The organism is Azonexus hydrophilus (genome assembly GCF_038368255.1).
Classification (GTDB): domain Bacteria; phylum Pseudomonadota; class Gammaproteobacteria; order Burkholderiales; family Rhodocyclaceae; genus Azonexus; species Azonexus hydrophilus.
In genome coordinates this window covers 294,699-307,337 of the sequence record NZ_CP151406.1, presented here as the reverse complement: position 1 = coordinate 307,337, position 12,639 = coordinate 294,699, and the positions used below count along the sequence as shown (strand labels likewise).

Annotated in this window: 11 protein-coding genes; 9 read left to right on the top strand and 2 right to left on the bottom strand. The window is 63.6% G+C overall.

Annotated features, from left to right (window positions below):
• Positions 1-14 precede the first annotated feature (14 nt).
• Together AADV58_RS01460 and AADV58_RS01455 are read right to left on the bottom strand one after the other, a co-directional pair.
• Complete coding sequence (locus tag AADV58_RS01460) at positions 15-908, bottom strand: ROK family protein (protein WP_341743882.1); 894 nt, start codon at positions 906-908, stop codon at positions 15-17.
• A complete protein-coding gene (locus AADV58_RS01455; protein ID WP_157272432.1) occupies positions 908-1,558 on the bottom strand; it encodes a hypothetical protein in 651 nt (216 codons plus the stop codon). Before AADV58_RS01455 ends, AADV58_RS01460 begins: the two co-directional genes overlap by 1 nt.
• Before the next feature lie 303 nt (positions 1,559-1,861).
• Here AADV58_RS01455 and AADV58_RS01450 point away from each other — a divergent pair, with 303 nt between their 5' ends.
• From AADV58_RS01450 to AADV58_RS01410, 9 genes are all read left to right on the top strand, one after another.
• Positions 1,862-2,761 carry a glutamate/aspartate ABC transporter substrate-binding protein gene (locus AADV58_RS01450; protein WP_028993941.1) on the top strand — a complete coding sequence of 300 codons (900 nt, stop codon included), beginning with the start codon at positions 1,862-1,864 and terminating at the stop codon, positions 2,759-2,761.
• 84 nt (positions 2,762-2,845) lie between these two features.
• The gene (locus AADV58_RS01445) at positions 2,846-3,910 is read left to right on the top strand and encodes an asparaginase (protein WP_341743881.1); all 1,065 of its coding nucleotides are present in this window, start codon (positions 2,846-2,848) and stop codon (positions 3,908-3,910) included.
• A 58-nt stretch (positions 3,911-3,968) separates the two neighbouring features.
• Positions 3,969-4,706: an amino acid ABC transporter permease gene (locus tag AADV58_RS01440; RefSeq protein ID WP_341743880.1), complete on the top strand. Its 738-nt coding sequence runs from the start codon at positions 3,969-3,971 to the stop codon at positions 4,704-4,706.
• Entirely contained in the window at positions 4,707-5,390 is a 684-nt protein-coding gene (gene gltK / locus AADV58_RS01435) for a glutamate/aspartate ABC transporter permease GltK (RefSeq protein WP_028993944.1), read from the top strand.
• 23 nt (positions 5,391-5,413) lie between these two features.
• Positions 5,414-6,142 carry an amino acid ABC transporter ATP-binding protein gene (locus AADV58_RS01430; protein WP_028993945.1) on the top strand — a complete coding sequence of 243 codons (729 nt, stop codon included), beginning with the start codon at positions 5,414-5,416 and terminating at the stop codon, positions 6,140-6,142.
• Between the two features lie 31 nt (positions 6,143-6,173).
• Positions 6,174-7,814: a methyl-accepting chemotaxis protein gene (locus AADV58_RS01425; protein WP_341743879.1), complete on the top strand. Its 1,641-nt coding sequence runs from the start codon at positions 6,174-6,176 to the stop codon at positions 7,812-7,814.
• Positions 7,815-7,906: 92 nt separating this feature from the next.
• The gene (aspA, locus tag AADV58_RS01420; protein WP_341743878.1) at positions 7,907-9,307 is read left to right on the top strand and encodes an aspartate ammonia-lyase; all 1,401 of its coding nucleotides are present in this window, start codon (positions 7,907-7,909) and stop codon (positions 9,305-9,307) included.
• A 62-nt stretch (positions 9,308-9,369) separates the two neighbouring features.
• The gene (locus tag AADV58_RS01415; RefSeq protein ID WP_341743877.1) at positions 9,370-11,289 is read left to right on the top strand and encodes a sensor histidine kinase; all 1,920 of its coding nucleotides are present in this window, start codon (positions 9,370-9,372) and stop codon (positions 11,287-11,289) included.
• The gene (locus tag AADV58_RS01410) at positions 11,289-12,608 is read left to right on the top strand and encodes a sigma-54 dependent transcriptional regulator (RefSeq protein WP_341743876.1); all 1,320 of its coding nucleotides are present in this window, start codon (positions 11,289-11,291) and stop codon (positions 12,606-12,608) included. The genes AADV58_RS01415 and AADV58_RS01410 overlap by 1 nt, the downstream gene beginning before the upstream one ends.
• Positions 12,609-12,639: the final 31 nt, after the last annotated feature.

The window sequence follows — 12,639 nt, the reverse complement described above, 5'->3', positions numbered from 1 at the left end:
CGGCGATTGTGCCATCAATTCCACAGCCATGCAGCGCCGCGCACCCCCGAGGAATCCCCGTGGGCGGGCGGCAGGATGCGGGTGCGTAGATCGTCGGAGAAGACGTGGGGGCGGCAATAGCCCGGGAGCTTTTCGTAGAGTTGCGCCATCTGCGACAGTCCGCCGCCGAGGACGACGACGTCGGGGTCGAGCAGATTGATGACGCTGGCCAGCGCCCGCCCGAGACGGCGCACGTGGCGGTCAACGGTGGCCGCACTGGCGGTATCGCCGGCGGCCGCCTGGTGGGCGATGTCGGCGGCAGTGAGGGCGATTCCGGTATGGCGCTGATGGTCGGCCGCCAGGCCAGGACCCGACAGCCAGGTTTCGTTGCAGCCGTCGCGGCCGCAATAGCAGCGCTGGGGTGGCAGCGGATCGGCCGGGTCGGCGGGCAAGGGATTGTGCCCCCACTCACCGGCAATGGCATTGGCGCCGACCAGTACCCGGCCATCGATGACGATGCCGCCACCGACGCCGGTACCGAGTATGACCCCGAACACGCAGGCGGCACCGCGTCCGGCACCGTCGATGGCTTCCGACAGCGCAAAACAGTTGGCGTCGTTGGCCAGGCGGATTTCCCGCTGCAGCAGGTGCTGCAGGTCGGCGCGCAGCGGCTGGCCGATCAGGCAGGTCGAGTTGGCGTTCTTGATCCGCCCGTCGACCAGCGATTCGGCCCCGGGAATGCCGATGCCGACGCTGCCGCGCCGGCCCAGTTCTATCTCGGCATCGGTGACCAGACCGGCGATGGCCTGCAGGGTGGCGGGGTAGTCGCCCTGCGGCGTGGCGACGCGTCGTCGCAACAGTTCGCGGCCGTCGTCGGCGAGGGCGGCAATCTCGATCTTGGTGCCGCCAAGGTCAATGCCCAGCCGCATCAGACGCGGACAGCGACCGCCTTGACGTTGCCCCAGGTGGTGGTCATCGTGCGCAGGACGCTGGCGCCGGATTCGAGCAGCAGGAGGAAGAGGTCGCGCTCGGAATAGAGGCAGACTTCGTTGCGGATATCGTACTTGCGGGCCATGGCCGGGGACAGCTTGCTGTAGCGCTCGTAGATCGACTGCTCGCGTCCCGGATAGCCGTCGCCCAGCTCAGAATGCAGGCCGAGGATGGAAATGTAGAGCTTGCCGCCGATCTTCAGCTTTTGCATCAACTGGCGGATCAACTGCTTGCCTTGCGCGTAGGGCAGGCTGCACAGGCCGCGGCGCAACACGATGATGTCGAAGGGGGCGCCGCTGTCGGTTGCGGGCGGTGCCGGCAGTTCGGTCGGCGTGAAATGGATGCTGCCGGTCAGACCGGAGGCCAGGATGCGTCCTTCGATTTCACGTTGCCGGTCGGCCAGGTCGGCGACCGTCACCTGGGCGTCGAGCTGGGCAAAACGCACGGCCAGCTTGCACTGGCCAGCTGGCAGCACGAGCACGGAAACACTGTGATCGATACGCTGGCGCTTGGCGCATTCCTCCAGCGCCAGTTGCTGGATGGCGTCGTTGTCCTCGGACCAAGGATTGGCATTGGTATTTTTGTGCACTGGCGTCTCCCCCTTGCGGACATTGTGCATGAGCGTCGATGCTCCTGGCAACACGGCCGCTCCGGGAAAACCGCGATTGACCTCGCTGCAGCACAGGGCAGAATCGCCGTTGCCGTCGGAATTCCGAGGGCGGGGCGGCGAGGGACGTCGGTTTTCCGTGAGTCGGCCTATTCTTTCTAGAGTCAAATTGCCAGAAAATCAATGGCTTGTTATTTTTGTCGGCGCTTGGAAACGCTGGCACATGGCTTGCGATGTATAGGCTGCCGAAGCCCGCTCGCGGCTTCCTTACCTTCAGGAGAAGACATGAAACGTATCGCCCTCGCCGCCGCCCTCGCCGCCGTGTTTTCCAGTGCCGCCATGACGCCGGCTTTTGCCCAGGAAGCTTCGACGCTGAAGAAGATCAAGGACACCGGCAGCATTACCCTCGGTCACCGTGAATCCTCGATTCCCTTCTCTTATTACGACGACAAGCAGCAGGTCATCGGCTACTCGCATGAGCTGATGCTCAAGGTGGTCGATGCGATCAAGAACGAACTCAAGCTGGCCAAACTGGACACCCGCCTGATGCCGGTGACCTCGGCCAACCGCATCACCCTGCTGCAGAACGGCACGGTCGATATCGAATGCGGCTCGACGACGAATAACCTGGAACGCCAGAAGCAGGTCGGCTTCTCGACCACCATTTTCGTCATCGGCACCCGCCTGATGACCAGGAAGGGCTCGGGCATCAACGATTTCGCCGATCTCGCCGGCAAGAACGTGGTCACCACCGCCGGGACCACTTCCGAGCGCCTGATCCGCCGGATGAACGAAGAAAAGCAGATGAAGATGAACATCATCTCGGCCAAGGATCACGGCGAAGCCTTCCTGACCCTGGAAACCGGCCGTGCCGTCGCCTTCATGATGGATGACGCGTTGCTTTACGGCGAAATGGCCAAGGCCAAGAAGCCGGCTGACTGGACCGTGGTCGGTACTGCCCAGTCCAAGGAAGCCTATGGCTGCATGCTGCGCAAGGATGACGCCGAGTTCAAGAAAGTCGTCGATGCCGCGCTGACCAAGGCGATGACTTCCGGCGATGCCGAGAAGATCTACAACAAGTGGTTCATGAACCCGATCCCGCCCAAGAGCCTGAACCTGAACATGCCGCTGTCGGCTGAAATGAAGGCCTTGTACAAGGCGCCGAACGACAAAGCGTTCGAGTAATCCCCCAAATCATTTGCTGTGATGCCGGCGCCTCCCGAGTGAGGTGCCAGGCCCGGCTCATCCCAAAAAACAGAGGAGTTCATCATGTTCAAGCGAATTTTCACCCGTTGTGCGGTCTTCGCCGCCGGTTGCGCCGCCTCGCTGGCGGTCATGGCCGCCCAGCCCAATGTCGTCATCCTGGCGACCGGCGGCACCATCGCTGGCGCTGGCGCCGAAGCCACCAACAGCGCCACCTACCAGGCTGCCAAGGTGCCGGTCGACAAGCTGATCGCCGGTGTGCCGGAACTGGCCAAGGTCGCCGCTGTGCGCGGCGAGCAGGTCTTCCAGATCGCTTCCGAGAGCTTCACCAACGAGCACCTGCTGACGCTCGGCAAGCGTGTCTCGGCGCTGGTCAAGCAGGCCGATGTGGACGGCATCGTCATCACCCATGGCACCGATACGCTGGAAGAAACCGCCTACTTCCTGAATCTGGTGATCAAGAGCGACAAGCCCATCGTCCTGGTCGGTTCGATGCGTCCGGGTACCGCGATGTCGGCCGACGGCATGCTCAACCTGTACAACGCTGTTGCCGCCGCCGCCGCCAAGGATGCTCGCGGCAAGGGCGTCCTGGTGGCGATGAACGACGAACTGAACAGCGGCCGTGACGTGTCCAAGATGATCAACATCCAGACCGGCGCCTTCAAGAGCCCCTGGGGCCCGCTCGGCATGATCGTCGAGGGCAAGAACTACTGGTTCCGCCTGCCGGCCAAGCGCCACACCGTCAATTCCGAGTTTGACATCGACAAGATCGACAGCCTGCCGGTGGTCGGCATCGCCTACGGTCACGGCAACGTCGCCGACACCGCCTACAAGGCACTGGCGGCCAGCGGCGCCAAGGCGATCATCCACGCCGGTACCGGCAACGGCTCGGTGGCCAGGAATGTTGTCGCCGGCCTGCGAGAACTGCGTGGCCAGGGTGTCCAGATCATCCGTTCCTCGCACGTCAATGCCGGTGGCTTCGTCCTGCGCAACGCCGAGCAGCCGGATGACCAGTATGACTGGGTCGTCGCCCACGATCTGAATCCGCAGAAGGCCCGCATCCTGGCCACCGTCGCCCTGACCAAGACCGGTGACAGCAAGGAATTGCAGCGCATCTTCTGGGAATACTGATCCCGGCCCGTGGGCGGCGCAAGCACGCCGCCCCTTTTTTCCCTTTCAGGAGTTCCGCATGAATTACCAATGGAACTGGTCCATTTTTCTGCAGCCGACAGCTGTTGGCGATACGACCTATCTCGGCTGGATGTTCGCCGGCCTGCAGATGACGCTGATGCTGTCGCTTTGCGCCTGGGTGCTCGCGCTGCTGCTCGGCGCCGTCGTCGGTGTCTTGCGCACCGTCCCGAACAAACTACTGAGCGGGCTGGCGACTGCCTACGTCGAGCTGTTCCGTAACATCCCCCTGCTGGTTCAACTGTTCATCTGGTATTTCGTGATGCCGGAACTGGTGCCGCAGAGTCTGGGCGACGCCTACAAGCAATCGCATCCGGTGCAGCAGCAGTTCCTGGCGGCGATGCTGTGCCTGGCGCTGTTCACCAGTGCCCGCGTGGCCGAGCAGGTGCGTTCGGGCATCAACTCGCTGCCCAAGGGCCAGAAGAACGCCGGTCTGGCGCTCGGCTTCACGTTACCGCAGGTGTATCGCCACGTGCTGTTGCCGATGGCTTTCCGCCTGATCATGCCGCCGCTGACCTCGGAGTTTCTCAACATCTTCAAGAACTCCGCCGTCTGCTCGACCATCGGCCTGCTCGAACTGGCTGCCCAGGGGCGCCAATTGGTGGACTACACGGCGCAGCCTTACGAATCCTTCATCGCCGTCACCATTGCCTATGTGGCGATCAACGTCGTCGTCATGACGCTGATGAAGAAGCTGGAAGACAAGGTCCGCGTGCCGGGCTACATGGGGGGCAAGTAAATGGTTTACGAATTTGACTGGTCTTCGATCCCCGGCGCCTTGCCGATACTCTGGGACGGCATGGCGGTATCGCTGGAAATCACCCTGATCGCCATCGTTGTCGGCATCGTCTGGGGCACCCTGCTGGCGATGATGCGGCTGTCGTCGATCAAGCCGCTGTCACTGTTTGCCGCCGGCTATGTGAACCTGTTCCGCGCCGTGCCGCTGGTCATGGTACTGCTCTGGTTCTTCCTGATCGTGCCGCGCTTCATCGCCGACCTCTTCGGCCTGCCGCCCAATACCGACCTGCGCCTCGCTTCGGCGATGATCGGTTTCGCTTTGTTCGAGTCGGCCTACTACTCGGAAATCATCCGTGCCGGCATTCAGTCGGTGCCCAAGGGCCAGATGGCCGCCTGCCAGGCGCTGGGCATGACCTATGGTCAGGCGATGCGCCTGGTGATCCTGCCGCAGGCCTTCCGCAACATGGTTCCGCTGCTGCTGACCCAGGCCATCATCCTGTTCCAGGATACCTCGCTGGTCTATGTCTCCGCGCTGGCCGACTTCTTCGGTTCCGCCTACAAGGTCGGCGACCGTGACGGCCGCCTGGTCGAGTTGCTGCTGTTTGCCGGCCTCGTCTATTTCGTCCTCTGCTTTGCCGCGTCGATGCTGGTCAAGCATTTGCAGAAAAAATACCAACCGGCCTGAGGCCGCGTTTCCAGGAGATAGTCATGATCCAGATTTCCCATGTCAGCAAGAACTACGGCAGTTTCGACGTGCTCAAGGATTGCAGCACCACGGTCAGCAAGGGCGAGGTGATCGTCGTTTGCGGCCCTTCGGGTTCCGGCAAGTCGACGCTGATCAAGTGCGTCAATGGCCTCGAACCCTTCCAGTCGGGCGAAATCATCGTCAACGGCACCTCGGTCGGCGATCCGAAAACCAATCTGTCCAAGCTGCGCGCCCACGTCGGCATGGTTTTCCAGAACTTCGAGCTGTTCCCGCACATGAGCATCACCCAGAACCTGGCCATCGCCCAGGTCAAGGTGCTCGGCCGCCAGCAGGACGAAGCCATCGACAAGGGCCTCAAGCTGCTCGACCGGGTTGGCCTCAAGGCGCATGCGCACAAGTTCCCCGGCCAGTTGTCCGGCGGCCAGCAGCAGCGCGTGGCGATCGCCCGGGCGCTGGCGATGGACCCGATCTGCATGCTGTTCGACGAGCCGACCTCGGCGCTTGATCCGGAAATGGTCAACGAAGTGCTCGACGTGATGACCGAGCTGGCCCAGGAAGGCATGACCATGATGTGCGTCACGCACGAAATGGGCTTCGCCAAGCGGGTTGCCAACCGCGTCATCTTCATGGACCACGGCCGCATCGTCGAGGACGACAGCAAGGAAGCCTTCTTCGCCAATCCGCGTTCGGAACGGGCGCAGCAGTTCCTGGCCAAGATCCTGCACCACTGATGGCCAGCCTGGGCGCTAAGGAAAGCATGTCATGAAAGCCTTGTTCCGTCTGGGAATTGGTCCGCAACTGGCGATGGCGTTTACCGTCATCGTCGGCCTGTTTGTCGTCGTGGCTGGCTGGACGACGTTCAGCCTGGGGCGCGTCGATGCCGCAGCCGAGCGCATCGCCACGGTGTCGTTGACCAAGGACAGCCAGATTGCCGAATTGGGCTACGCCTACGCCGGCATGCGCGAAAGCGTGCGCAATAACATCATCTTCACCGATGCCGAGGTGATGAAGGCGGAAGCCGCACGCTACGAGCGTGAGAAGGCGCGCTTCTTCGCCGCCCTCGGGGCGCTGGAGAATATTGCGGTCGACCATGCCGTCACCGGTGAAGGCGCGTTGCTGCAACGGGTCAGGCAACAGGCGACGGCGGCCATCGATATCCAGGACAAGGCGATGGCCGAGGCCATGCAGTTCCTGTCGACGGTGGCCATGGGCATCCTGCAGCAGGAAGCCGAGCCGCGCATGCAGGTGCTCGAAGCCAGCATCGCCGAAGCGCGCCAGCTGGTGCAGGCGCAAAGCCGCGAACGGGCCGGCGACATCGTGGCCGAGTCGGCGAACACCCGTCGGCTGACGCTGATCCTGGTGGTCGTTGCCGTCCTGATCGCCGCCTTCCTCGGGTATCTGCTGACCGGGGGCGTGCGTCGTCCGCTGGAAACGACGGCTCGCCTGATGGAAAGCATCGCCGCTGGCGACCTGACGCAGCGCATTGAGCCGAACGGCTTTGCCGAGATCCGCCGCGTTCAGGCGGCGGCGATGAAGACCACCCAGTCGCTGGCCGACATTCTGGGCGCCATCCGCCTTGAAGCCGGGCAACTCAAGCATGCCGTCACCGCGCTGTCCGGTTCTGCCGACGAAATGCGCGGCGGCTCGGAAGCGCAGGCAGCGGCCAGTGCCGCCATGGCCGAAACGCTGCAGACCATGTCGGTCTGCATCACGCATATCGCCAACCTTGGCCAGGAGGCCCAGGAGCTGTCCGGCAAGGCCGGGCAGCAGGCGGCCGGTGGTTGCCAGACGATCCAGACCATGGTCGACGAGATTCGTCAGATTGCCGGGCTGGTCACCGATTCGGCGGCGACGGCAACGACGCTGGGGCAGGAGTCGGAGCGCATCTCGGCGATTACCTCGGTGATCCACGATCTGGCCGACCAGACCAACCTGCTGGCGCTGAATGCCGCGATCGAGGCGGCGCGGGCCGGCGACAGCGGCCGGGGCTTTGCCGTGGTCGCCGACGAGGTGCGCAAGCTGGCCGAAAAGACGACCGCTTCGGCCAGCCAGATCGCCGCCATGGTCAGCGCCATCCAGAACGGCGCGCGCTCGATGGCCGAACACATGCAGCGCTCGGTCAGCCGCGTCGACGAGGGCCTGCGCATGGCCTGTGCGGCCGGCGAATCGATGAGCGCCATCGAAAGCAGCAACCGCCACGTCGCCCGGGTCATCGACGACGTCTCGGCCAGCCTGCGCCAGCAGTCGTCCGGCGGCGAGGAGATCGCTGCCCGGGTCGAACACATCGTCCAGATGATCCACGAAAACAACCGTGCCACCGCCAGCATGGCGACCACGGCGCGACAACTGGACAATCTGGCGAGCAGTCTCGAATCCGGAATTACCCGTTTCAGGACAGCTTGAGGATGGGCAGTGAAGCCAACCTGGCCAAACTTCTGGTCAGTTTATTGTTATCTAGCCAATCAATGAAGACCACAACTATCAATGGAGACAACATGACCACACGACTCGAACACGATCTGCTCGGCGACGCCGAGGTACCCGCCGGCGCCTACTGGGGCGTGCATACGCTGCGCGCCATCGAGAACTACCCGATTACCGGCAAGACCATCGGCAGCTACAGCGAACTGGTGCGCGCCCTGGCGCTGACCAAGCAGGCGGCGGCATTGGCCAATGCCGAACTCGGTCAGCTCGACCGTACACGCGCCGATGCCATCGTCGCCGCCTGCCAGGAAATTGCCGGCGGCAAGTTGCACGAGCAGTTCGTCGTCGACGTCATCCAGGGCGGTGCCGGCACCTCGACCAACATGAACGCCAACGAAGTCATCGCCAACCGGGCGCTGGAAATCCTCGGCCACAAGAAGGGCGACTATGCCCATCTGCATCCGCTCAACCACGTCAACATGTCGCAGAGCACCAACGACGTCTATCCGACGGCGCTGCGCGTCGCTGCCTGTTTTGCCATCCGCGGCCTGCTGTCGGCAATGGCCGGGCTGCGCGAGGCTTTTGCTGCCAAGGCCGAGGAATTCAAGGACGTGCTCAAGATCGGCCGCACCCAGTTGCAGGATGCCGTGCCGATGACGCTCGGTCAGGAGTTCTCGACCTACGCGGTGATGCTGCAGGAGGATGAGCTGCGCCTGGGCGAGGCGATTGCCCTGATCCGCGAGATCAACCTCGGCGCCACCGCCATCGGCACCGGCATCAACACCGACATGCGCTATTCCAAGCTGGCCATCGACCACTTGTCGCGGCTCTCCGGCTTCAGCCTGGAAGCGGCGCCGAATCTGATCGAGGCGACCCAGGATTGCGGCGCCTTCGTGCAGCTATCGGGCGTGCTCAAGCGCGTTGCCACCAAACTGTCGAAAACCTGCAACGACCTGCGCCTGTTGTCGTCCGGTCCGCAGGCCGGGCTCAATGAAATCAACCTGCCGCCGCGCGCTGCCGGTTCGTCGATCATGCCGGGCAAGGTCAATCCGGTGATTCCGGAAGTGGTCAACCAGATCGCCTTCGAGGTCATCGGCAACGACGTCACCATCACCATGGCGGCCGAGGGCGGCCAGTTGCAGTTGAACGCCTTCGAACCGATCATCGCCCACAGCCTGTTCAAGAGCATCGAGCATCTGACCGCCGGCTGCCGCACGCTGACCGCCCATTGCGTGCGCGGCATCACCGCCAACCGCGAGCTGCTGGCCGAGCGCGTGCGCACGTCGGCCGGGCTGGCAACGGCGCTGAACCCGCATATCGGCTACGAGAACGCCACGCGGGTTGCCCAGGAGGCTTTGCGCAGCGGTCGCGGTGTTGCCGAGCTGGTCGAGGAAATGGGATTGATGGACAAGGCTCAACTGGCTGCCGTGCTGGCGCCGGAAGTGCTGACCGCACCGCGTCGGCCGGGTTGAGCGGCGATGGCGGGCCATGGTGTTCCCGGGCGGCAGGGGTTTGACCCTACAATGACTCATCCTTGAGCCCGCCCGTCATGCCGGAATCCGACATCATTTCTCCCTACTCCTTGCCCAATCCGCATCGCGTGCTTGGCGTGGCTGGCTTGTTTGTGGTGTTCCTGCTGCTCGGTCTGGCGTCCTACCGGGTCTCCGAAAACTATGGGGTCGAAAACATGCGCCAGGCAGCGTCGCATCAACTCGACATCCTCGGGGCGGCGATCGACAGCGAGGTGACCCGCCATGCCTCGGTGCCCAGCGCGGTCGAGCTGAACCCCGATGTCGTGACCTTGCTGCGCGCGCCGAGCGAAGAGGCGGACATCCGCCAGGCCGAGGCCAACCGTTTCCTGCAGAAACTGAACGATCATCTGGGCGGCCCGGCGATTTTTGTCCTGGATCTGAGCGGCCGCGTGGTGGCGTCGAGCGACTGGATATTCTCGGACAACCTGCTTGGTTCCGATCTCTCCTACATGCCCTTCTTTCGCGATGCGGTGCGCGGTACGCCAGCCCGGCATTACGCGGTCGATCATATCCGGCATGAACCGGGGTATTACTTCGCCCTGCCGATTCGCGACGAGAGTCGTGAGTGGGCAATCATCGGTGTTGCCGTCGTCAAATCGGGCATCCGTGAAGTCGAGCGGCGCTGGCTGGCGCAGGAAGCGCCGGCCCTGATCGTCGACCGCAACGACGTGGTATTGCTCGCCTCGCCGCCGGAATGGCGCTACGCCACGCTCGGCCGGCAGCCGACAGCGGTGCTCGAACGCCTTGGCCGGCAGCAGTTTGCCGGTCAGGCGCTGGGGGCGATCAGCCTCGACATCGACTTGGCAGGGGCGGATGAAGGGCGCGTGGTGCGCCTGCCCAAGCACCTGCGCGACGATGTGGCCCCGGCGCAGGGCGCGCGTCCCTACCTGGCGATGGCCAGGAATCTGCCCGGTACGGCGTGGCGCATAGTCGTCTTCTCGGATTTGCGCGCGGTCGGTGTCCAGGCGGCGACGCATGCCGCGCTCAGCGTGGCGGCCCTTGGCTGCCTGCTGCTTGGCGTCTTGTACGCCCGCCAGCGACGGCGTCTGGCGCGTGGGCGTGAAGAGGCGCGGGCGATGCTCGAACTGGCGAACCAGGAACTGGAGCGCAAGGTCGAGGCGCGCACCGTCGACTTGTCCGAGGCGGTCTCCGGTCTGCAGCGCGAGGTCCAGGAGCGCCAGCGCGCCGAACAGACCTTGCGTGCCGCCCAGAATGAACTGGTCCAGGCGGCCAAGCTGGCCGTGCTCGGCCAGATGGCGACGGGGATTACCCACGAACTGAGCCAGCCGCTCGGCGCCATTCGTACCCTGTCGGCCAACGCCGCCGAATTCATGCGTCGTGGCGAGGCGGCGACCGCCGAACGCAATCTCGCCATCGTCGAGCAATTGACCGAGCAGATGGGCAACATCATCGGCCCCTTGAAGACCTTTGCGCGTAAATCGCCGGCGGTTTCAAGCGCGGTCGATATCGGGCAGGCGGTCGATAGCGCACTGTTCCTGTTCGAGTCGCGACTGAAGAAGGATGCGGTGATTGTCGAGCGCCATTTTACCCCCGGCGCCACGACCGCCTGGTGTGACCGCAACCGCTTGCAGCAGGTCCTGGTCAACCTGGTCGGCAACGCCCTCGACGCGATGCATGACGAGCCTGTCCGCCGTTTGAGTTTCAGCAGCGAAGCAAGCAGTACCGGCAAGATTGCCTTGTCCGTCGTAGACAGCGGTCACGGTTTTTCCGAGGAGGCGGTGGCGCATCTGTTCGAACCCTTCTTCACCACCAAGCAGCCCGGTGAAGGCCTGGGGCTTGGCCTGACCATCTCGCGGGATATACTCCGCGATTTCGGCGGTGATCTGATGGCCGGCCCGGCACCCGGTGGTGGTGCCCGCTTCGTCGTCCTGCTGCCGCCGCTGTCGTCGGGAAGCGCTTGATGAAAACATCCTTGCAGGTCCTGCTCGTCGAAGACGACCCCAATGTCCGTCTGGGGTGCGAACAGGCCATGCAACTGGCGGGAATTCCCGTGCTCTCGGTGGCTTCCGCGGAAGCTGCGGAAAAGTACCTGAAGCCCGATTTTGCCGGCATCGTCGTCACCGACATGCGGCTGCCGGGCGCTAGCGGTATGGATCTGCTGCGCCTGGTCAGGGACCGCGATCCCGATCTGCCGGTGATCATCATCACCGGCCACGGCGACGTCACGCTGGCGGTCGAGGCGATGCGCAACGGTGCCTACGATTTCATGCAGAAGCCGTTCTCGACCGACGATCTGGTCGATGTCGTCCGCCGGGCGCTGGAGAAGCGGGCGCTGGTGCTGGAAGTCGAGGCGCTGCGCCGGCGCCTGGATCAGCGCGACGACCTTGAATCCCGCTTGATCGGGCGTTCGCCGCAGATGCAGCAGGTGCGCCGGCTGATCCTCGACATCGCCGATGCCGGCGTCGATGTGCTGATCTACGGCGAAACCGGTACCGGCAAGGAAATGGTTGCCCGCTGCCTGCACGACCTGTCGCGCGCCGGCCAGGAAAACTATGTCGCCCTCAATTGCGGCGGCATGGCCGACAACATCCTCGACAGCGAATTGTTCGGCCACGAGGCCGGGGCCTTTACCGGGGCGCAGAAACGGCGCATCGGCAAGATCGAATACGCCAGCGGCGGTACGCTCTTCCTCGACGAGGTCGAGAGCATGCCGATGAGCATGCAGATCAAGTTGCTGCGCGTGTTGCAGGAGCGCGTCATCGAGCGGCTGGGCTCGAACCATCAGGTGCCGGTCAATTGCCGTGTCGTCGCGGCGAGCAAGGAAGATCTTAAAATCTGGTCGGAACAGGGAAAATTCCGCGCCGACCTCTATTACCGCCTCAATGTCGTACGTATCGAACTGCCGCCGTTACGCGAGCGGCGCGAGGACATCCCGGCGCTTTACGACGCATTCCTGCTGCAGGCGGCCAAACGCTACAACCGGCCACTGCCGGCATTGACGCCGGAGGTTCTGCAGCGGCTGATGGTCCAGGACTGGCCGGGCAATATCCGCGAACTGAAGAATGCCGCCGATTGCCACGTTCTCGGCATCGGCAAGGCCTGCAGCGGGATCGATCCGACCGTCAAACCGTCGCTGGCCGAGGCGGTCGAGAATTACGAGCGGCTGCTGATTGCCGACGAGTTTTCGCGTCAGGAAGGCAATATCCAGCGTACCGCCGATGTCTTGAGGACAGCCCGCACGACCCTGCACGACAAATTGAAGAAATACGGTCTGCTATAGTGCCTCTCCCTTGAGAGAGATGACGCGAACG

Coding starts and splice junctions, on each gene's coding strand:
- AADV58_RS01440 (WP_341743880.1), top strand. CDS start 3,969: ATGAATTACCAATGGAACTGGTCCATTTTTCTGCAGCCGACAGCTGTT.
- AADV58_RS01445 (WP_341743881.1), top strand. CDS start 2,846: ATGTTCAAGCGAATTTTCACCCGTTGTGCGGTCTTCGCCGCCGGTTGC.
- gltK (WP_028993944.1), top strand. CDS start 4,707: ATGGTTTACGAATTTGACTGGTCTTCGATCCCCGGCGCCTTGCCGATA.
- AADV58_RS01460 (WP_341743882.1), bottom strand. CDS start 908: ATGCGGCTGGGCATTGACCTTGGCGGCACCAAGATCGAGATTGCCGCC.
- AADV58_RS01410 (WP_341743876.1), top strand. CDS start 11,289: ATGAAAACATCCTTGCAGGTCCTGCTCGTCGAAGACGACCCCAATGTC.
- AADV58_RS01425 (WP_341743879.1), top strand. CDS start 6,174: ATGAAAGCCTTGTTCCGTCTGGGAATTGGTCCGCAACTGGCGATGGCG.
- AADV58_RS01430 (WP_028993945.1), top strand. CDS start 5,414: ATGATCCAGATTTCCCATGTCAGCAAGAACTACGGCAGTTTCGACGTG.
- aspA (WP_341743878.1), top strand. CDS start 7,907: ATGACCACACGACTCGAACACGATCTGCTCGGCGACGCCGAGGTACCC.
- AADV58_RS01450 (WP_028993941.1), top strand. CDS start 1,862: ATGAAACGTATCGCCCTCGCCGCCGCCCTCGCCGCCGTGTTTTCCAGT.